This window comes from Streptomyces sp. GSL17-111 (assembly GCF_037911585.1).
Classification (GTDB): domain Bacteria; phylum Actinomycetota; class Actinomycetes; order Streptomycetales; family Streptomycetaceae; genus Streptomyces.
Genome location: NZ_JBAJNS010000001.1, coordinates 950394 through 969681 on the forward strand (window position 1 = coordinate 950394; position 19288 = coordinate 969681).

The 19288-nt window shown below is 72.8% G+C and carries 22 protein-coding genes; 6 read left to right on the plus strand and 16 right to left on the minus strand.

Going from position 1 to position 19288, the window contains the following annotated elements:
* The first annotated feature begins 9 nt into the window (after positions 1–9).
* Entirely contained in the window at positions 10–459 is a 450-nt protein-coding gene (locus tag V6D49_RS03940; protein WP_340557148.1) for a hypothetical protein, read from the plus strand.
* A gap of 254 nt (positions 460–713) precedes the next feature.
* Here V6D49_RS03940 and V6D49_RS03945 read toward each other — a convergent pair whose 3' ends face one another.
* Genes V6D49_RS03945 through V6D49_RS03955 form a run of 3 tightly spaced genes read right to left on the minus strand, consistent with a single transcriptional unit; the run spans position 714 to position 2824 of the window.
* Entirely contained in the window at positions 714–1157 is a 444-nt protein-coding gene (locus V6D49_RS03945) for a PIN domain-containing protein (protein ID WP_340557150.1), read from the minus strand.
* Positions 1154–1414, minus strand: a complete 261-nt coding sequence (locus V6D49_RS03950; RefSeq protein ID WP_340557151.1) for a ribbon-helix-helix domain-containing protein — start codon at positions 1412–1414, stop codon at positions 1154–1156. The genes V6D49_RS03945 and V6D49_RS03950 overlap by 4 nt, the downstream gene beginning before the upstream one ends.
* Positions 1415–1465: 51 nt before the next feature.
* Positions 1466–2824 carry a class I SAM-dependent RNA methyltransferase gene (locus V6D49_RS03955; RefSeq protein WP_340557152.1) on the minus strand — a complete coding sequence of 453 codons (1359 nt, stop codon included), beginning with the start codon at positions 2822–2824 and terminating at the stop codon, positions 1466–1468.
* A 102-nt stretch (positions 2825–2926) separates the two neighbouring features.
* On the opposite strand from V6D49_RS03955, the gene V6D49_RS03960 reads away from it, so the two are divergent.
* The 3 genes from V6D49_RS03960 to V6D49_RS03970 are packed head-to-tail and all read left to right on the plus strand — an operon-like array spanning position 2927 to position 5882.
* Positions 2927–4462, plus strand: coding sequence for an SDR family oxidoreductase (locus V6D49_RS03960; RefSeq protein WP_445330461.1), 1536 nt, complete (start codon positions 2927–2929; stop codon positions 4460–4462).
* 56 nt (positions 4463–4518) lie between these two features.
* Positions 4519–5196, plus strand: a complete 678-nt coding sequence (locus V6D49_RS03965) for a potassium channel family protein (protein WP_340557155.1) — start codon at positions 4519–4521, stop codon at positions 5194–5196.
* Positions 5193–5882 carry a potassium channel family protein gene (locus V6D49_RS03970; protein ID WP_340557157.1) on the plus strand — a complete coding sequence of 230 codons (690 nt, stop codon included), beginning with the start codon at positions 5193–5195 and terminating at the stop codon, positions 5880–5882. Before V6D49_RS03965 ends, V6D49_RS03970 begins: the two co-directional genes overlap by 4 nt.
* Positions 5883–5954: 72 nt before the next feature.
* Here the strand turns inward: V6D49_RS03970 and V6D49_RS03975 are convergent, their stop codons facing one another.
* The 7 genes from V6D49_RS03975 to V6D49_RS04005 all read right to left on the minus strand — a co-directional run bounded on the left by V6D49_RS03975 (position 5955) and on the right by V6D49_RS04005 (position 12612).
* Positions 5955–6614, minus strand: a complete 660-nt coding sequence (locus V6D49_RS03975) for a DUF3159 domain-containing protein (RefSeq protein ID WP_340563665.1) — start codon at positions 6612–6614, stop codon at positions 5955–5957.
* A gap of 212 nt (positions 6615–6826) precedes the next feature.
* Positions 6827–7237, minus strand: coding sequence for an OB-fold nucleic acid binding domain-containing protein (locus V6D49_RS03980; protein ID WP_340557159.1), 411 nt, complete (start codon positions 7235–7237; stop codon positions 6827–6829).
* 118 nt (positions 7238–7355) lie between these two features.
* A complete protein-coding gene (locus V6D49_RS03985) occupies positions 7356–8033 on the minus strand; it encodes a response regulator (protein ID WP_340557160.1) in 678 nt (225 codons plus the stop codon).
* A gap of 38 nt (positions 8034–8071) precedes the next feature.
* Entirely contained in the window at positions 8072–10612 is a 2541-nt protein-coding gene (locus V6D49_RS03990) for a sensor histidine kinase KdpD (protein WP_340557161.1), read from the minus strand.
* Between the two features lie 125 nt (positions 10613–10737).
* Positions 10738–11523, minus strand: coding sequence for a DUF3710 domain-containing protein (locus V6D49_RS03995; RefSeq protein WP_340557162.1), 786 nt, complete (start codon positions 11521–11523; stop codon positions 10738–10740).
* A gap of 1 nt (position 11524) precedes the next feature.
* Positions 11525–12031 carry a dUTP diphosphatase gene (dut, locus tag V6D49_RS04000; RefSeq protein WP_340557163.1) on the minus strand — a complete coding sequence of 169 codons (507 nt, stop codon included), beginning with the start codon at positions 12029–12031 and terminating at the stop codon, positions 11525–11527.
* The gene (locus V6D49_RS04005; RefSeq protein WP_340557165.1) at positions 12028–12612 is read right to left on the minus strand and encodes a PaaI family thioesterase; all 585 of its coding nucleotides are present in this window, start codon (positions 12610–12612) and stop codon (positions 12028–12030) included. Before V6D49_RS04005 ends, dut begins: the two co-directional genes overlap by 4 nt.
* A gap of 82 nt (positions 12613–12694) precedes the next feature.
* Here V6D49_RS04005 and V6D49_RS04010 point away from each other — a divergent pair, with 82 nt between their 5' ends.
* On the plus strand, positions 12695–13150 hold the full coding sequence (locus V6D49_RS04010; RefSeq protein WP_340557166.1) for a DUF3093 domain-containing protein: 456 nt from the start codon (positions 12695–12697) through the stop codon (positions 13148–13150).
* On the opposite strand, the gene V6D49_RS04015 is transcribed toward V6D49_RS04010, so the two are convergent.
* The 4 genes from V6D49_RS04015 to V6D49_RS04030 form a co-directional block, all read right to left on the minus strand.
* Entirely contained in the window at positions 13102–13956 is an 855-nt protein-coding gene (locus tag V6D49_RS04015) for a hypothetical protein (protein WP_340557168.1), read from the minus strand. The genes V6D49_RS04010 and V6D49_RS04015 overlap by 49 nt on opposite strands.
* A gap of 16 nt (positions 13957–13972) precedes the next feature.
* A complete protein-coding gene (locus tag V6D49_RS04020) occupies positions 13973–14272 on the minus strand; it encodes a DUF4193 domain-containing protein (RefSeq protein WP_191209982.1) in 300 nt (99 codons plus the stop codon).
* 508 nt (positions 14273–14780) lie between these two features.
* Positions 14781–16025 (minus strand): sensor histidine kinase, encoded by a 1245-nt coding sequence (locus V6D49_RS04025; RefSeq protein WP_340557169.1) that lies wholly within the window; start codon positions 16023–16025, stop codon positions 14781–14783.
* Positions 16026–16031: 6 nt separating this feature from the next.
* Positions 16032–16685, minus strand: a complete 654-nt coding sequence (locus V6D49_RS04030) for a response regulator transcription factor (RefSeq protein ID WP_340557170.1) — start codon at positions 16683–16685, stop codon at positions 16032–16034.
* A 381-nt stretch (positions 16686–17066) separates the two neighbouring features.
* Here V6D49_RS04030 and V6D49_RS04035 point away from each other — a divergent pair, with 381 nt between their 5' ends.
* On the plus strand, positions 17067–17189 hold the full coding sequence (locus tag V6D49_RS04035) for a hypothetical protein (protein WP_263576230.1): 123 nt from the start codon (positions 17067–17069) through the stop codon (positions 17187–17189).
* An 81-nt stretch (positions 17190–17270) separates the two neighbouring features.
* Here the strand turns inward: V6D49_RS04035 and V6D49_RS04040 are convergent, their stop codons facing one another.
* Positions 17271–18083 carry an inositol monophosphatase family protein gene (locus V6D49_RS04040; protein ID WP_340557172.1) on the minus strand — a complete coding sequence of 271 codons (813 nt, stop codon included), beginning with the start codon at positions 18081–18083 and terminating at the stop codon, positions 17271–17273.
* A gap of 49 nt (positions 18084–18132) precedes the next feature.
* On the minus strand, positions 18133–19257 hold the full coding sequence (locus V6D49_RS04045) for a ferrochelatase (protein WP_340557173.1): 1125 nt from the start codon (positions 19255–19257) through the stop codon (positions 18133–18135).
* Positions 19258–19288: the final 31 nt, after the last annotated feature.

The following is a 19288-nucleotide window of genomic DNA, read 5'->3' on the forward strand; positions in this document are numbered from 1 at the left end:
AGAAGACACGTGAACAGCGAACTGGCCGTACTAGCAGCGTCCGGCGCCACCACACTGGTCTCGCTCATGGTCACCGATTCCTGGACTCATGCCCGGGAACTCGTCGGGCGGTACCTGAACCGCACAGGCGCGGCCCCCGACACGTTCGAGGACCTGCAGGACGCGAGGACCCGGCTCCTCGTCACCGACGCCACGGAACGTGAACGAATCGCCTGCGAGATCAGCCGTCGATACGGTGACCGTCTGCGCCGACTGGCGGAAGCCGACGCCGGAAGCGACGAAGCCCTTCGCGCATTGTTGACCTCTTTGCAGGAACTCTCGGCGGCCACGGCAGACACCTGGCGCACGGTGGACAACCACATCAGTGGGGGAGTCCAGCACGGTCCCGTAGTCCAGTCAGGCACCGTTGCGGGACTGACCTTCCACACGCATCACGTCCGTCGCACGGATCGCCAGTAGCGCCAGCGCAGGGAGGGTGTCGTGCGCTCCGGTCCTCGGTCAACCCGTTCCTGTCGCGGCTCGGATGGTACGGGCGTCGCCGCCGTCGATGCGGCGTTCACGCGCACGTCACCCACCCGATCCGGGTCGACCGCAGAGCGGGCGCGGCGCGCGCAGTGGAACAGGCCGGGGGTACGTACGGCTGCCGCCGGGTTCCTGGACGGCGACGCAGCCGAAGTGGTGGGTCATCGGGTCACAGCCGGGCGGCTTCCGCGTCAGATCGGAAGGTCGTCGGGCAGGACCCGGAACGCCTTGAACCGGCCCAGTGGGCGCACCGCTCGAAAGTCGCGACGGTCGAGCGTGAGTACGGCATCGGTGTCGTACTCGGCGGCGAGGGCCACGTTCACCGCGTCCGCGAGATCCAGATCAAGGTCGCGATACCGGGACCGCACCGACTGGGCGACACCCAGATGATCCTCCGTGATCTCCGGCAGAGCGATACGGCCCCGCCGCATCCAGTGCCGGATGTCGTCGACCGCGCTGAGCGCCGCTTCACGGCCGAGCTCGCGCGTGGCGACGTGGTCGATCTCCGCGAGCAGCAGCGGGGACATCACCAGGAGCCCGGCCGACATGATCGCCTCGTTCGACGCGTGGTGCTCCGGGTGGGCGGAGTCGAGCGCCGCGAGGAGCCCGGAGGTGTCCGCGATGACGATGATCACCCGGCGGTACCCGACTCCGTCTCGCGGCCCACGGCGTCGGCGACAGCGTCACGCACCTCGCTCTTGCCGGGAGTACGACCCGGCCCGCGGAAGGTGCGGGAGAAGAGAGGCTCGTCCCAGACACGGTTGGCCATGGCCGCGAGATGGATGCCCTGGCGGATGATCTCGGCCTCGCTGACGCCGCGCCGCTTGGCGGCTTCCTTGATGATCGCGAGATCTTCCGGATCGGCGTAGACGTTGGTTCGCTTCATAGACATGTACCACGAATAGCACATGTACCGCAGCGGCGTACGCGGCGAGACCGCGGTTCAGGCGCCCTTCGCTGCGGGTTCAAGGATGGCGAGGCACTCGAAGTGGTGGGTCATCGGGAAGAGGTCGAAGGCGCGGAGGAAGCGGACGCGGTAGCCGGACTCGGCGAAGTAGCCGAGGTCGCGGGCCAGGGCGGCGGGGTCGCAGGCGACGTAGGCCATGCGGCGCGGGTTCAGGGCGGTGAGGAGCTTCACCGTGTCGCGGCCCGCGCCGGAGCGCGGCGGGTCGAGGACGACGACGTCGGCCTCGGTGATGCCGGTGGCGGGCAGGACGCGGTCGACGCGGCCGTGCTCGACGCGGACGCGGTCGAAGTCGGCGAGGTTGTGGCGGGCGTCCTCGACGGCGCGCTTGCCGGACTCGATCCCGAGGACGGCGCCCTCGGGGCCGATGCGGTCGGCCAGGGCGCCCGCGAAGAGGCCGACGCCGCAGTAGAGGTCGAGCGCCGTCTCGCCCTTGCGGGGGGTAAGGCCGCGCATGACGGCGTCCACCAGGAGGTCGGCGGCGGCGGTGTGGACCTGCCAGAAGCCGCCCGCGCCGACGCGCCAGGTGCGGCCGTCGGCCCGCTCGCGGACGAAGGGTCGGCCGTGCACGCGGTGGACGGCGCGGCTGCCGCTGCGCCCCCGGGGTTCCTCGGCCCGCAGGACGGAGACGGGCCGGTCGAGCTCGACGAGCGGTAGCCGGCCGCCGGGCTCGGGGGTGAGGATGACCTGCCGGTCGGTGGAGCCGCTGGCGGCGATCGCGTCGATGGAGGCGATCTGCGGCCAGGTGCGCCGCTCGATGCCCAGTTCGCTGATTTCCTCGGCCGCGATGAGGCAGTGGTCGACGGGCTCGACCTCGTGGGATCGGTGCCGGCGGAACCCGGCGTGCCCGTCGGCGTCGACGGCGTACTGGACGCGGGTGCGCCAGGCGGGGACCTCTCCGGCGGGCAGCTTGTCGCCGGGGACGGGTTCGACGGTGCCGTCCCAGGAGACGTCCTCGGGCGTGAGGCCGGCGAGGCGCGCCAGCTGCTCGGTGAGGACGTCGGCCTTGAGCCGCCGCTGGGCGCCGGGCTTGGCGTGCTGCCAGTCGCAGCCACCGCAGCGGCCGGGGCCGGAGAAGGGGCAGGGCGCCTCGACGCGGTCCTTGGACGCCTCGATGATCTCCACGGCGTCGGCGCGCAGGAAGCGGGAGTCCTCGTGGCCCTCGGTGACGCGGGCGACGACGCGCTCGCCGGGGAGGGCGTGCCGCACGAACAGCACCCGGCCCTCCTCGGTACGGGCGACGCAGTGGCCGCCGTGCGCGACCGGTCCGACCTCGACCTCGTACGCGTGGCCGGTCAGCGGTGCGGGGCTCGTCCCCCGGGAGTCTTCGGTGGGCATGGCGGTGAGAGCTCCAGGGGGCGGGGGTGGAAAGCGACGGCAGCCGTTCAGTCTAGTGCCCCGTGGGGGTCGGTGTTGCATGCGCGGGGGCGGCGGTCGAGCATGGGGCGCGTGAACGACGAACCGCAGCGGGTGCTGGTGACGGGAGCGAGCGGCTACGTGGGGGGCCGGCTCGTGCCGGAGCTGCTGGCCGCCGGGTACCGGGTGCGGTGCCTGGCGCGGAGCCCGAAGAAGCTCCGCGACCACCCGTGGGCCGGTGACGTCGAGGTGGTGCGCGGGGACGTGACGGACGAGGAGTCCGTACGGGCCGCCCTGTCGGACATGGACGTGGCGTACTACCTGGTGCACGCCCTCGGGAGTGGCCGGGACTTCGAGCGGACGGACGGCCTGGCCGCGCGGATCTTCGGGCGGGCGTGCCGGGACGCGGGGGTGCGGCGCCTGGTGTACCTGGGTGGGCTGACGCCCTCCGGCGTCCCCGAGGAGGAGCTGTCGCCGCATCTGCGCTCGCGGGCCGAGGTGGGGCGCATCCTGCTGGACTCCGGGGTGCCGACGGCGGTGCTGCGCGCGGCGGTGGTGATCGGCTCCGGTTCGGCGTCGTTCGAGATGCTGCGGTACCTCACCGAGCGGCTGCCGGTGATGGTGACGCCGAGCTGGGTGGGCACGCGGGTGCAGCCGATCGCCGTGGGAGACGTCCTGCGCTACCTCGTCGGCAGTGCGGCCCTGCCGGAGGACGTCAGCCGGACGTTCGACATCGGTGGGCCGGACGTGCTGACGTACCGGGAGATGATGCAGCGGTACGCGGCCATCGCCGGGCTGCCGCGTCGGTTCATCGTCCCGGTGCCGGTTCTGACACCCCGGCTGTCGAGCCACTGGATCGGGCTGGTCACGCCGGTGCCGGCCTCGATCGCGAAGCCGCTGGCGGAGTCGCTGAAACACGAGGTGGTGTGCGCGGAGTCGGACATCCAGCGGTACGTGCCGCCGCCTGCGGAGGGGCTGCTCGGGCTGGACGCGGCGCTGCGGCTGGCCCTGCAGCGGATCAGGGACGCGCGGGTGGACACCCGCTGGTCGTCGGCCGCCGTGCCGGGGGCGCCCAGTGATCCGCTGCCGACCGACCCGGGGTGGGCGGGCGGCAGCCTCTACACCGACCGGCGGGAGCGGACGGTGCACGCGCCCGCCGAGGTGCTGTGGCACGTCGTGGAGGGCATCGGCGGCGAGAACGGTTGGTACTCCTTCCCACTGGCGTGGGCGCTGCGGGGCTGGCTGGACCGGCTCGTGGGGGGCGTCGGGCTGCGGCGTGGGCGGCGGGACGCGGAGCGGCTCCGGGCGGGTGACTCGCTGGACTTCTGGCGGGTGGAGGAGGTGGAGCGTGGACGGCTGCTGCGGCTGCGCGCCGAGATGCGGCTGCCGGGGCTGGCCTGGCTGGAACTGGAGGTGCGGGAGGACGGACAGGGGCGCGCGCGCTACGCCCAGCGCGCCATCTTCCACCCCCACGGGCTGGCCGGTCATCTCTACTGGTGGTCGGTGAGCCCCTTCCACGCCCTGGTGTTCGGCGGGATGGCCCGCAACATCGCCCGGGCGGCCGAGCGCGCGGCGGTCACGGCGCACCTGGGTGGCGGAGAATCGCCTCACAGCGGGTAGCGTTACGGTGTTTACCGAGGTGATCGCAGCAGGGGAAGGTGCGGGGTAGCGGCCTCATGCACATCGTCATCATGGGGTGCGGCCGAGTGGGCGCCGCACTCTCCAGAACCCTGGAGAACCAGGGCCACACCGTCGCCATCATCGACCGCGACCCCACGGCGTTCCGCAGGCTCGGCTCCGGTTTCGGCGGTCGGCGGGTGACGGGTGTCGGCTTCGACCAGGACACCCTGCGTGACGCGGGCATCGAGGACGCGGGCGCGTTCGCGGCCGTGAGCAGCGGTGACAACTCCAACATCATCGCCGCCCGGGTGGCGCGCGAGATGTTCGGCGTGCAGAACGTCGCCGCCCGCATCTACGACCCGCGCCGCGCCGAGGTCTACCAGCGGCTGGGCATTCCGACGGTCGCCACCGTGCGGTGGACGGCCGACCAGATGCTGCGGCGGCTGCTGCCCGCCGGCGCCGAGCCGCTCTGGCTCGACCCCACGGGCGGGGTGCAGCTCGCCGAGGTGCACGTCTCGCCGGAGTGGTTCGGCCACGCCGCGGCCCGGTTGGAGGCCGAGGCGGGCGTGCGGATCGCGTTCATCACCCGGCTGGGCGAGGCCATACTGCCCGACCCGCAGGCCGTGTTGCAGGAGGGCGACCTGGTGCACGTGATGATGCGCAGCCAGCAGGTCGGCGAGGTGGAGGCCGTCTTCGACCGGGGGCCGGACGAGGCAGGGGAGCACCAGCGGTGAGAGTCGCGATTGCCGGAGCGGGCGCGGTGGGCCGGTCGATCGCCGGTGAGCTGCTGGAGAACGGGCACGAGGTCCTGCTCATCGACAAGGCGCCGAGCGCCATCGCCGTGGAGCGGGTGCCGCTGGCGGAGTGGCTGCTGGCGGACGCCTGCGAGATCTCCGCTCTGGACGAGGCCGCCCTCCAGCGCTGCAACGTCGTGATCGCCGCGACGGGTGACGACAAGGTCAACCTCGTGGTCTCCCTGCTCAGCAAGACGGAGTACGGCGTGCCGCGCGTGGTCGCGCGCGTCAACAACCCCAAGAACGAGTGGCTCTTCAACGAGGCGTGGGGGGTGGACGTCGCCGTCTCCACGCCGCGCCTGATGTCGGCGCTGGTCGAGGAGGCCGTCAGCGTCGGCGACCTGGTCCGGCTGCTCCGCTTCAGCCAGGGTGACGCCAACCTCGTCGAGTTGACGCTCGCCCCCGAGGCGGCTCTGGCGGGCACGCGGGTGGGCGACGTCGGATGGCCCGAGGACACGGCGCTGGTGACGATCATCCGGGGCTCGCGGGTCCTGACGCCCCGCCCGGAGGACGTGCTGGAGGCGGGCGACGAACTGCTCTTCGTGGCCGCCCCGGCCCGTGAACAGGAGCTGGAGGAGCTGCTGTCCGTGCGCCGGGAGCACGGTGACGCCGACGCCCCGCAGTGACCTCCGGGCCGCCGCTCCACCGGGCTCCCGGGTGAGGACGCGGGGTCGGCGGAACGGGCCCGGCCCGCGTGCTCAGCGGGCCGAGTCGCCCTCGGCGGCGGCCGCAGCGGCGCGCTCGCGTTCCTCCTCCGCCTCCATCTCGGCGAAGACGTCGATGGGCGCCGGGGCCTTGGCGAGGAAGATCCAGGTCAGGTACACGCACAGCAGGAACGGCGGAATGCCGAGCGCGACGCGCAGCCAGCCGAGCTGGGTGGCGTCCCCCCAGAGGTAGATGGGGAAGGTGATGGCCGACTTCCCCAGCAGGACCAGACCCCAGGCGTAGCTGGCCTTGGTGTAGGCCTTCTTGCGGCCCGGGTTGCGGGTGCGCCACGACATGTTCTCCCGGAACAGCGGGCCGAGGACGATCCCCAGGAGGGGCACGCCCGCCGCGGCGGTGACCAGGTACGCGACGGCCAGCCCCAGGGTGTAGAGCATGCCGGGCAGGTAGAAGTTCTTGGCGTCGCCGGACATCATCGCGAAGACGGCGCCGAACGCGACGCCGAAGACGCCGCCGAAGGCGTGCTTGAGCGTGCCCTTGCTCAGCAGCCGCAGCACGGCCATGAGCGCGGACAGGCTCAGGGCGGCGATGGCGGAGACGTGGATGTCCCGGTTGATCGTGTAGCTCAGGACGAAGACGAGCCCGGGCACGGTCGTCTCGACCATGCCGCGTGCGCCGCCGAAGGCGTCGAGCATGGCGGCCTTCGTGACGTCGTGGCTGCCGGTGTCGTGACCGCCGGTGCCGGAGGCCTCGGTTCCGGCGGCTTCGGTTCCGGCGGCTTCGGTTCCGGCGGCCGGGGAGTTCCCGTCGCCGGGGCCGTCACCGGGCCTGTCGCCGGGCCCGGCTCCGTCGGCCGGTGGCACGGCGCCGGTTCCCGCGTCGTGCGCCGCCGGTTTGTCGAGTGAGGTCACCCGTTACTCCTGTCCCAGGGTCGGAGCTCGTACTTCGGGTTGAACAGCACCCGGCGTCCGCGGTTCATGGCGATGCGGCCGGAGGCGATCAACGTACGGCCCGGCTCGATGCCCGCGATGGCCTGGCGACCCAGCCACACGACGTCCAGCGAGTCGGAACCGTCGAAGAGCTCGGCCTCCAGCGCGGGCATACCGGCCCGGGGCCGGAGTGTAACGGTACGCAGCGTCCCGGTCACCTTGACGATCTGCCGGTCGCCGCAGTCGCAGATCTTGGTGCAGCCCCGCAGCGCCTCCTCGGCGGCCTGCTCGTCCTGCTGCCGTGACGCTCCGTCACCGGGGGCGAACCGGTCGAGGAAGCGCCGTATACGGCCGGTGCTGCGCTTCTCGGAGTCGTGGACACCGCTCATACGGGTCAGCGTACCCGTGGTCGCGGGCCGCTCCTAAGGCCCGGTGAGGAGCGTCACCGGGGCTCACGGGAGCACGCCGGGCCGCCCGTCCCGGGGGGTGTGCGCCGGTCACCGGGCGTCACCGTTCGAAGCGGTACCCCATGCCGGGTTCGGTGATCAGGTGGCGGGGGTGCGAGGGATCGGCTTCGAGCTTGCGGCGCAGTTGGGCCATGTAGACGCGGAGGTAGTTCGTCTCCTTCTCGTACGCCGGGCCCCAGACCTCCTGGAGGAGTTCCCGCTGGCCCACGAGGCGACCGGGGTTGCGGACGAGGACCTCCAGCAGGTGCCACTCGGTGGGGGTGAGCCGCACGTCGCGGTCGCTGCGGTGCACCTTCTTCGCGACGAGGTCGATGGTGAACGTCGCGGTCTCCACGAGCCCGACGTCGCCACCGGCGGGCTCGGCCCGGCGCACGGCGGCCCGCAGCCGGGCGAGGAGCTCGTCCATGCCGAAGGGTTTGGTGACGTAGTCGTCGGCGCCGGCGTCCAGGACGGCCACCTTCTCGTCTGAGGTGTGCCGGGCGGAGAGCACGAGGATCGGCATGCGGCTCCAGCCCCGGATGCCCCTGATGACCTCCACGCCGTCCATGTCGGGCAGGCCGAGGTCGAGGATGACGGCGTCGGGGTGCCACTCGGCCGCCAGCCGCAGCGCGCTCTCCCCGTCCGGCGCGGCCTCGGCCTCGTACCGGCGCGCCCTGAGGTTGATCAGCAGGGCGCGGACGAGGGGCGGCTCGTCGTCGACCACGAGCACACGGTGCATGAGCGGTTCCTTTCCGTTCCCGGCCACGGCGGGCGGGGTCACGTCGTGACGTGCGCGGGCAGGTCCGCCCGCGGGTGGGGGGCGGCCTCCCCCGCGCGCAGGGTGAGCACCATGGTCATCCCGCCTCCCGGGGTGTCCTCGGCGTGCAGCGTGCCGCCCATGGCCTCGGCGAAGCCGCGGGCGACGGCGAGGCCGAGCCCGACACCCGCGCCGCGCGGGGCGTCACCGTGGCGCTGGAACGGCTCGAAGATGCGGTCCTTCGCACTGTCGGGTACGCCCGGTCCGCGGTCGGTGACGCGCACCTCGACACGTTCCCGCAGGGCGCTGGCGGCGACCAGCACGCGCGTGCCCGCCGGGCTGTACTTGACGGCGTTCTCGACGACGTTGGCCACGGCGCGCTCCAGCAGCCCGGGGTCGGCCGCGACTACGGGCAGCGTCTCGGGGACGTCGAGGTCGACACTGCTCTCCGGGACGCCGCCGAGGGCGCGGGGCACGACCTCGTCCAGGTCGATGGAGCGGATCAGCGGGGTGAGCGTGCCGGTCTGCAGGCGGGACATGTCCAGAAGGTTGCCGACCAGGTGGTCCAGCCGGTCGGCGCCCTGCTCGATGGCCTCCAGCAGGTCGGCCTCGTCCTCCTCGGACCAGGCGACGTCGTCGGAGCGCAGGGAGGTGACGGCGGCCTTGATCGCCGCGAGCGGGGTGCGCAGGTCGTGGCTGACCGCCGCCAGCAGGGCGGTGCGGATGCGGTTGCCCTCGGCCAGTTCGCGGGCCTGCTCGGCCTGCCCGACGAGCCGCTGCCGGTCCAGGACGCCCACCGCCTGGGCGGCGAACGCGGCGAGGACGCGGCGGTCCTCGGCGGGCAGCGCCCGGCCGGAGAGGACGAGCATGCGCCGGTCCCCCACCGGCATGTCGACCTCGCCGTCCTCGGGACGCAGCAGCGCACCGCCGCCGCGCGGGGCGCCGACGGCCGCCGCGCAGGCCCACGGGCCGTGGTCCTCCTGCCGCTCCAGCAGCGCGGCGGCCTCCATGGAGAACGTCTCCCGCACCCGGTCGAGCATGCCTTCGAGGGAGTCGTCCCCCCGTAGCACGCTGCCGGCGAGGACGGAGAGTATCTCGGACTCGGCCCGCAGCCGGGCGGCCTGCTGGGTGCGCCGGGCCGCGAGATCGACGACGGAGGCCACGGAGACGGCGACCAGCAGGTAGACCGCGATGGAGACGACGTTGTGGGGGTCGGTGACGCTCCAGGTGTGCCGGGGGTCGGTGAAGAAGTAGTTCAGAAGCGCCGAGCTGACGGTGGCCGAGACCAGGGCGGGCAGCAGTCCGCCGGCCAGTGCGGCGGTGACGGTGAACGCCAGGAACAGCAGCACGGTGTTCGTGAAGCCGACGTCGAGCGGTGTTTCGGAGAGCACGAAGGTGAGCAGCAGGGGCGCCGGGAGGGCGACGAGCCAACCGGTGACGGTGCGCAGCCGACCGAGCCGGGCGCCCCGCCCCACCGGCAGTCCGCGCCCGGTGGCGACCTCGTCGTGCGTGACGATGTGCACGTCCAGGTCCGGCCCGGAGTCACGGGCGACGGTGGCGCCCACCCCGGGGCCGAAGACGTAGTGCCAGCTCTTGCGGCGGCTGGAGCCGAGGACGATCTGGGAGGCGTTCACGCCGCGCGCGAAGTCCAGGAGGGCGGCGGGGACGTCGTCGCCGATGACGTGGTGGTACGTCCCCCCGAGGTCCTCGACGAGGCCGCGCTGAGCGGCCAGCTCGGCGTGCGAGGCGGCGGCCAGGCCGTCGGGGCGGGCGATGTGGACGGCGAGGATCTCGCTCCCCGAGCCCTTCGCCGCGACCCGGGCGGCCCGGCGGACGAGGGTCCGTCCCTCCGGGCCGCCGGTGAGACCGACGACGATGCGCTCCCTGGCCCGCCAGGTGGAGCTGATGGAGTGCTCCGCCCGGTAGCGCTGGAGGTACTCGTCGACGCGGTCGGCCGTCCACAGGAGGGCGAGTTCGCGCAGGGCGGTGAGGTTGCCGGGGCGGAAGTAGTTGGACAGCGCGGCGTCGACCTTGTCGGGGCGGTAGATGTTGCCGTGCGCCATGCGGCGGCGAAGGGCCTGCGGCGACATGTCGACGAGCTCGATCTGGTCGGCCCGGCGGACGACCTCGTCGGGCACCGTCTCGCGCTGCCGGAGTCCGGTGATGGACTCCACCACGTCCCCGAGCGACTCCAGGTGCTGGATGTTGACGGTCGAGATGACGTCGATCCCGGCCTCCAGCAGACGGTCGACGTCCTGCCAGCGCTTCCCGTTGCGGGAGCCGGGCGCGTTGGTGTGCGCCAGCTCGTCCACGACGGCGACGCGGGGCGCGCGGGCGAGGACGGCGTCGGTGTCCATCTCCCCGCCGCGTCGCGGGACCAGCTCCAGGCCGTGCAGCAGCGCCTCGGTGCGGGGCCTGCCGTAGTGCTCGACGTGCCCGACGACGACGTCGGTACCGCGCTCCTGCCGCCGGTGGGCCTCGGAGAGCATGGCGTAGGTCTTGCCCACGCCGGGAGCCGCCCCGAGGTAGATCCGCAGCGTTCCGCGTGGTGCCTGTGCCATGGCCCCATTGTCACCACCCGAACGAGTGGTCCACACGGCGTGCGCGCACCCCGGCGTCAAGGTTGCGTACGGATCCGTCGGACGCCCGTCGCGCCGGGGCGCACGCACCCCGGCGCGGACGCGACTCAGCGGATCTCGGTGATCTCCGGGCCGCGGGCCAGCTTGTCGATGCCGCCGGCGAAGCGGGAGCCCTGCTCCGCGTTGTCCTGCTGGACGCCGTCGGGCACCATCTCCGCGTCCTGCGGCAGCTTGAGGACGATCGGGTCGCGCGGGGCCATCGGGGCGTCACCCCGGACGACGACGGTGTCCCGGAAGATCTGCTCCAGCAGGCCCGCCGCCTGCGGCTGGACGGCACCCTGGCCGGAGATGACGCCGCGCAGGAACCAGCGGGGCCCGTCGATGCCGACGAACCGCACGACCTGCACGCCGCCCTTGCCGTCCGGAAGCTGGACGGGCACCTGGGCCCGCAGCTCCCAGCCGAGCGACCCCTCGGTCTCGTCGATGACGCCGCCCTGCTTGGTGATGCCGGCGGCGATCTCCTCGCGGATCTCGTCCCAGATGCCCTCCCGCTTGGGCGCGGCGAAGGCCTGGAGCTGGACGGCGCTGTCCCGCAGGACGACGGTGGCGGCGACGATCGCGTCACCGGCGACCTCGACGCGCAGCTCCATGCCCTCCACGCCGGGGACGAACATGCCGCCGAGGTCGACCCGGCCCTTGCCCGGTTCGCTGACCTCGGAGACGTCCCAGGGGCCGTCCGGGCGGGGCGCGGGCGGCAGCTTCACGCGGGCGGCGTTCCCCGCGTCGTCGTTCCCCGCGCCTTCCGCGTCATCGGCTGCCGCCTCGTCGGCGGCTGATTCGATGTCGGCCGAGAGCTTCTCCTGCTTCTCGGCGCGCTTGCGACGACCGAACACGTCACTGTCCCTTCAGGTCGGCGGCCTCGGTGCCGTCGACCGCAACGTAGGTGTTGAATCCGCCCGTGGAGCCGAAGCCCGCTGCGGACCGCACCGACCCCGGCAGCTCCTCCACCTCGTGGAAGCGCACCTTCTCGACCTGCTGGACGACGAGTTGGGCGATGCGGTCGAACCGTTCGAAGCGCACGGTCCCGCGCGGGTCCAGGTTGACCACGATCACCTTGATCTCTCCACGGTACCCGGCGTCGACCGTTCCGGGGGAGTTCACCAGGGCGACGCCCAGGCGTGCGGCCAGCCCGGAACGCGGGTGGACGAAGGCGGCGTAGCCGTCGGGCAGCGCGATGGCCACTCCGGTCGGCAGCACGGCGCGTTCCCCGGGGGCCAGCTCGCACGCCTCGGTCGTGGCCAGATCCGTGCCCGCGTCGCCGGGGTGGGCGTAGGAGGGCAGCGGCACCTCGGGGTCCAGTCGGCGGACGAGGACGTCCACCGGTGGCCGGGGCGCGCTCACGGGTTCACCTCGAAGGCGCGGGCCCGGCGGAGCTGGTCCGGGTCGTTCATGGCCGCCTGGATCTCCTCGTCGCGGCCGTTGCTGATGAAGTGCTCCACCTTGACCTCGATGAAGAGGCCGTCGGCCCGGACGGCGACGGGACCCTCGGGGCCGCCGATCCGGCCGGTGGCGGTGCAGTAGATCTTCCGGCCGTGCACGGCCGTGACCCTGGCCTCCAGGTGCAGAACCGATCCGACGGGGACGGGTTGTCGGAAGTCCGTCTCCAGCCGACCGGTGACCGAGATGGTGTGCATGAGCCAGTTCAGCGAGCCCAGCGTCTCGTCGAGCGCGGTGGTGAGGACGCCGCCGTGGGCGAGGCCCGGAGCGCCCTGGTGCTCGGGCTTGACGGTGAACTCGGCCGTGACGTCCACGCCCTCGCCGGCGCGTGCGTCCAGGTGCAGGCCGTGCGGCTGGCCGGTCCCGCAGCCGAAGCACTGGTCGTAGTGGGAGCCGAGGGGCTCTCCGGGCGCGGGCGCGTCCGGGTGCCGGACGGGCGCGCGCGCGCCCTCCGGCGGTGTGAGCGAGGTTCTCTGAGCAGTCACGTCAGCAGACCCTACCGCCGCCCGCCACCGGCCCCCGCAGCCGCTGTACCGAGCGCCGTGCGGGCGTGCCAAGCTGAGGGGCATGCAGGCGTACGACGAACGACTGACCGCCCCCCGGTCGTGGTGGCTGACCGTCCCCGCGCTCTCCGGCCTCACGCTGGGGCTGGTGGTGCTGCCGCTGGGGCCGGTGCCGATGCTGGCGGCGCTGGTGGCGGGGGCGGCGCTGGCCGCGGCCGGGCTGAGCGCGTACGGCGCCGTCCGGGTACGCGTGGTGGCCGGCTCGCTGGTCGCCGGGAGCGCCCGCATCCCGCTGAGCGCCCTGGGAGAGGCGAGAGTGCTGGACGCGGAGGAGGCGCGGGCGTGGCGCTCGCACCGGGCCGATCCTCGGGCGTTCATGGTGCTGCGTGCCTACATCCCGACGGCGGTGCGCGTCGAGGTCGTCGATCCGCAGGACCCGACGCCGTACGTGTACCTGTCCACGCGACGACCTCAACGGCTCGTGTCGGTGCTGGGCGCCGCCGGGGGCTCCAGGGACTGAGCAGCGTCCGGGAGGGCGTCCCAGGGCACCTGCCGCTCGCGCAGGTCCGCGCGGACGCGCTCGGCGAGCTTCCTGGTGTCGCGCCGGTTCATCGCCGCGCCCACCACAGCGCCGATCATGAACGGCGTGAGGTTGGGGAGGTTGCGCAGGGAGCGCTTGAGCAGGTGCTGGCGCAGCTCGCGGCGCAGCTGACCGCCGAGGGCCGCGTTGACGGTGGCGGGACTGAGGGGGTCGATGCCCCGCTGGTGGACCCAGGAGCTGAGGTAGGCGGAGCCGCGTCGGGCGGGACCGCCGGGCGGGCGGAGCCCGTAGACCTCGTGCAGTTCGGCGAGGAGCTTGATCTCCACGGAGGCCACACCCACGATCTCGGTGGCCAGCTCGGTCGGCATCGCGGGCGGCACCGGCAGCATGGCGGCCGCGCCCACGCCCGCCCCGACGGTGGCCGACCCGCGCAGGGCACCCGCGATCAGCGCGTCGGCGATCTCCTCGGGCCCCTTGCCGGGGAACTGCGCCCGCAGGGTGGCGAGCCCGCGCACGGGGACGCGGGGCGCGGTCTCGATGAGCTTGTCGGCGACGGCCCCCGCGAAGGCACGGAGCCTGCCGCGGTCCGTGCGCCGTGGTGGGCGCTCGGTGGCCGCGGCGGTGTCCGTCGTGTCGGCCGTGCCGGTCGGGCCGGCCGTGTCCGTGCGCCTTCTCCGCAGCGGACCGTGGCGACGGGCCGGTTCGGGCAGGGCGTCGCGGGGTGCGAGCGAGGCTTCGCCTTGCGGGCCGCCTCGCTCGGCATCACGTGCGTCGTCACCGGTCACGAACGCGGAGCTCCCGTCAGGCCGCGCAGTCGCGGCAGATGGGGTGACCGTTCTTCTCCGCCGCGAGCTGCGAGCGGTGGTGGACGAGGAAGCAGCTCATGCAGGTGAACTCGTCCTGCTGCTTGGGCATGACCCGGACGGCCAGCTCCTCGTTGGAGAGGTCCGCTCCGGGCAGTTCCAGCCCCTCGGCCTGCTCGAACTCGTCGACGTCGACGTTCGACGCCGACTTGTCGTTCCGCCGGGCCTTCAGTTCCTCGATGCTGTCCTCGTTGAGGTCGTCATCGGTCTTGCGTGGAGTGTCGTAGTCCGTAGCCATGTCGTTCTCTCCCCCTCTGGGTTCTGTGACGTCTCAGCGCACGTAACGCGTGAGGGGCCGGTCTTGTGCCCGACCCGAGGCGGAGATTTTGCCTCACATCAAGGTCTGTTACTCGATCGACACCCGACCGGGCCCCTGAAGAGGTGACCAGGCCGGACGCCGGAGAAGGGTACTGCGGCGGAAGCGTGCTCCGTCACGCAGGCCGTTTCCGGTATTTCCCGCAGCCAGGAGCTGCGGAAACCTCTGATTTATCGTGTTTTCCGCCGAGTCGTCGAAGACGCAGCGTACCGAACCAAATCTGCCCGTGTGTGTTCGGTCACAAAGGGCTCCGCGACCGGACGCAACGCCACGAAGGGGTCGATATTCGCGGTATTGCGCTCACAGCGAACACCCCTGGGGCGGGTGGCGCAACCGGGCGGCTGCTTTCCGGACAACAGCCCCTTCGAGCCATTCCTTCCCGTGGTCATCACCGTCCTCCTCCGCCGCCTCCGGCGCGCCCCTCACCTGCTCAGACGGGCAGCACCACGCGCATCAGGAGACCGCCGTCCTCGCGGGGCGTGGCCGTGATCGTGCCCCCGTGGGCACGGGCCACGGAGCGCACGATCGACAACCCGAGCCCCACGCCCTTGTCACTGCCGGTGCGCTCGGTCCGCAGCCGGCGGAACGGTTCGAACAGGTTGTCCACCTCGTAGGCCGGGATCTGCGGGCCCGGGTTCTCCACGGTCAGCACCGCCTGGCCCGCCACGGCCTCCGTGGTCACCGTCACCCAGCCGTCCTCGGGCAGGTTGTAGCGGACGGCGTTCTGCAGCAGGTTCAGCGCGATGCGCTCCAGCAGCACCCCGTTGCCCTGAAGGTAGACCGGCTGGCGGACCCCGCGGATCTCCACGCCCTTCGCGACCGCCTCGGACCGGACCTGCTCCACCGCCTGTCCCGCCACCTCGGCGAGGTCCACGGGCTTGCGGTCGACGATCTCGTTCTCGCTGCGGGCCAGCAGCAGCAGCCCCTCCACCAGCTGCTCACTGCGTTCGTTGGTCGCCAGCAGGGTCTTCCCGAGCTGCTGCACCTCCACCGAGGCGGCCGGGTCCGAGAGCTGCACCTCCAGCAGCGTGCGGTTGATCGCCAACGGCGTACGCAGCTCGTGGGAGGCGTTGGCGACGAACCGCCGCTGGGCGGTGAAGGCGCGGTCGAGCCGGTCGAGCATGTCGTCGAAGGTGTCGGCCAGCTCCTTGAGCTCGTCGTCCGGCCCGTCCAGCTCGATCCGCCGGTGCAGGTCCGACCCGGCGACCCGGCGCGCGGTGCGCATGATCCGGCCGAGCGGCGCCAGCACGCGTCCGGCCATGACGTACCCGAGCCCGAAGGCGGCGACGGCCAGGCCCAGCAGCGCCAGCAGGGAGCTCTGGAGCAGCGAGTCCAGGGCGGCCTGCCGCTGCCGCGCCAGACAGGCGTCGACCTCGGCGTTCAGGTCGTTCAGCCCCGTGATGTCACAGGCGGTGGAGGTGACGTCCACCTTGCCGCTGAGAATGCGGATCGGCATCTCCGCACCGTCCTGGAGGGCCTGGGCGGCGAGCAGGTAGATGATCGCCAGCAGCGTCATCCCGGCGATGAGGAACATGCCGCCGTACAGCAGCGTGAGCCGTATGCGGATCGTGGGCCGCAGCCAGGGGTAGGAGGGCGGCGGTACCGGCGGATCCCAGGTCGGCCGGGGCGGCGTGGCGGGCGGGGGGCCGGCGGGGGGCGGTGCGGAAGTCGGCATGGCGGCTCAGATGCGGTAGCCGGCGCCGGGCACGGTGACGATGACGGGCGGCTCCCCCAGCTTGCGGCGCAGCGTCATGACCGTGACCCGGACGACGTTGGTGAACGGGTCGGTGTTCTCGTCCCAGGCCTTCTCCAGCAGCTGTTCGGCCGAGACGACGGCGCCCTCGCTGCGCATCAGGACCTCCAGCACCGCGAACTCCTTGGGCGCGAGCTGGATCTGCCGGCCGTCCCGGAAGACCTCGCGGCGGTTGGGGTCGAGCCTGATGCCGGCCCGCTCCAGGACGGGCGGCAACGCGACCGTCGTCCGGCGCCCGAGGGCCCGTACGCGGGCGGTCAGCTCGCTGAAGGCGAAGGGCTTCGGCAGGTAGTCGTCGGCGCCGATCTCCAGGCCCTCCACCCGGTCGTCCACGTCGCCGGAGGCGGTGAGCATCAGGACGCGCGTCGGCAGACCGAGCTCGACCAGCTTGCGGCACACGTCGTCCCCGTGGACGAGCGGCAGGTCCCGGTCCAGGACGACGACGTCGTAGTCGTTGAGGTCGATCCGGTCGAGCGCGGCGGCGCCGTCGTAGACGACGTCCACCGCCATGGCCTCCCGTCGCAGCCCGGTCGCCACGGCGTCGGCCAGCAGTTGCTCGTCCTCGACGACGAGTACGCGCACGGCGTCCTCTCCTTCGGTCAGGTGGTGGCGCAGCGTCCGGCGGGACGTGCGGTCTCCATCGTGCCCCGAACGCTGTTAAACCGGCCGTAAGGGGACGCGTTCCCGGCTGCCGGGGGAATTTTGCGGTACTTGAGGTTTCCCTGAGGATCGGCGGGGGGAGGAACGATGCACACCCTCGATCACGCCCAGTAGGCGGCACGCCACTGCGGAGGCCCGTACCGGCGCAGCCCGGACGGTTCCCGGCTACCGCTCGCCCCAGGGACCACGCCGTGATCACCTCACCCCCGGCACTCTCCGTGCCGCCGACCCACGACGAGGGGGCGCACCATGGACGCGTTCACCGCAGGGCTCCTGCAGCGCATAAGGAGTACGGAACACGACTTGAACCGCGCTCGCGAGGCCGGGGACGACTTCCTGGCGGAGGTCGAGCAGTCCGAGCTGGAGGACCTGCACCGGCTCGCCAGCGAGTACGGCGTCGAGGTCTCGGCCCTGACCAGCCGCTGACCCGCCCCGGCCACACCCGGCGTCACGACGGCGGCCCCACCCGCTTCCGCGGAAGCGGGTGGGGCCGCCGTCGTGACGCGGTCAGCCGCGCGCGGCGCCCAGCTCTGCGAGCAGGGGCTGGAGGACGCCGAACACCTCGGGGGAGGCCGCGACCAGCAGCTCCCGGCCGGGCGGCGCACCGGGCAGTCCGCCCGTCAGCGCACCGGCCTCGCGGGCGATCAGGTCGCCCGCCGCGTAGTCCCACGGGTGCGTACCGCGCTCGTAGTAGCCGTCCAGCCGCCCGCTCGCCACGTCGCACAGGTCCAGCGCCGCCGAACCGGAGCGGCGGATGTCACGGACCTGCGGCAGGAGCGCCCGGACGACCGCGCCCTGTGCGTCACGCGTGGCCTGCACGTAGTTGAAGCCCGTCGCCACCAGTGCCTGGTCGAGCGTGGTGCCCGGCCGGCAGCGCACCGGCACACCGTCGCGCCGGGCGCCCTGGCCGAGCACCGCGTGGTGGGTCTCCCCCCGGGCCGGTGCGTGAACGACGCCGACCACCGTCTCGCCGTCCAGTTCGGCGGCGACGGAGACGGCCCAGTCCGCTCGTCCGTACAGGTAGTTCACCGTGCCGTCGATGGGGTCGATGATCCACCGGACGCCGCTGCGGCCGGTGGCGCTCGCGCCCTCCTCCCCCAGCAGGCCGTCGTCCGGGCGCCGCTCGCCCAGGAAGCCGGTGATCAGCTTCTCGGCGGCCAGGTCCATCTCCGTCACGACGTCGATGGGGCTCGACTTCGTCGCGGCCACACCCAGGTCGGCCGGACGGCCGTCCCGCAGGAGGTCACCCGCGCGGCGGGCGGCCTCCAGGGCGACGTCCAGCAGTTCGGCGTACGGTGCCGGGCCGGTCGGCTCGGTCATGTCTCTCCCTCGTCGGATGGCGCTCGCGCACGGCTGCACGGCGCACGGCTCAGCGGTAGGGGCTGTCGGCACCGGCGGCGGCGGGCCGGGGGGCACGCGCCGGACAGCAGCCGACGGGGCACACGTCGTGGGACGGTCCGAGCGCGCCGAGGGCACACCGCTGCGGTGCCTCCCCGCGTTCGGTCGCGGCCCGCTCCAGCACCAGCTCCCGCATCCCGGCGACGAACCGGGGGTCGGCGCCCACCGTCGCCGACCGGGCGACCGGCAGGCCGAGCTCCCGGGCCGTGGCCAGCGCCTCGGTGTCCAGGTCGTACAGGACCTCCATGTGGTCGGAGACGAAGCCGATCGGGACCATGACGACGGCCGGGGCGCCGTCGGCGTGCACAGCCTCCAGGTGGTCGCAGATGTCCGGCTCCAGCCACGGGATGTGCGGCGCGCCGCTGCGCGACTGGTAGACGAGTTCCCAGGGACGGTCGGTCCCCGTGCGGTCCCGGACCGCCTCGGCGATCAGCCGCGCCGTGTCCAGGTGCTCGGCCACGTAGGCGCCGCCGTCCCCGTGGGCCTCGGCGGGGCCCGAGGTGTCGGCCGAGGCGGTCGGGATGGAGTGGGTGGTGAACGCCAGCCGCGCCCCGTCCCGCACGGCCTCGGGCAGCTCACCGAGCGCCGTGAGCACGCCCTCGGTCATGGGCTCCACGAACCCCGGGTGGTTGAAGTAGTGCCGCAGCTTGTCGACGCGGGGCAGCGGCAGCCCCTCGGCCTCCAGGGTGGCGAGGGCGTCGGCCAGGTTCTCCCGGTACTGGCGGCAGCCGGAGTAGGAGGCGTACGCGCTGGTGGCCAGGGTGAGGACGCGGCGCCGGCCGTCCCGGACCATCTCGCGGAGCGTGTCGGTGAGGTAGGGGGCCCAGTTGCGGTTGCCCCAGTAGACCGGCAGGTCGACGCCGTGATCGGCGAAGTCGCTGCGGAGCGCGGCCAGCAGCTCGCGGTTCTGGGCGTTGATCGGTGAGACGCCGTCGAAGAGGAAGTAGTGCTGGCCGACCTCTTCGAGACGTTCCCTCGGGATCCCCCGGCCCCGGGTCACGTTCTCCAGGAAGGGCACCACGTCCTCGGGCCCCTCGGGGCCGCCGAAGGAGAGGAGCAGCAGGGCGTCGTAAGGGTGCGGACGTTCGTCGGGCATGGTCCCGATCCTGCCATCCGGGACGGCGCGG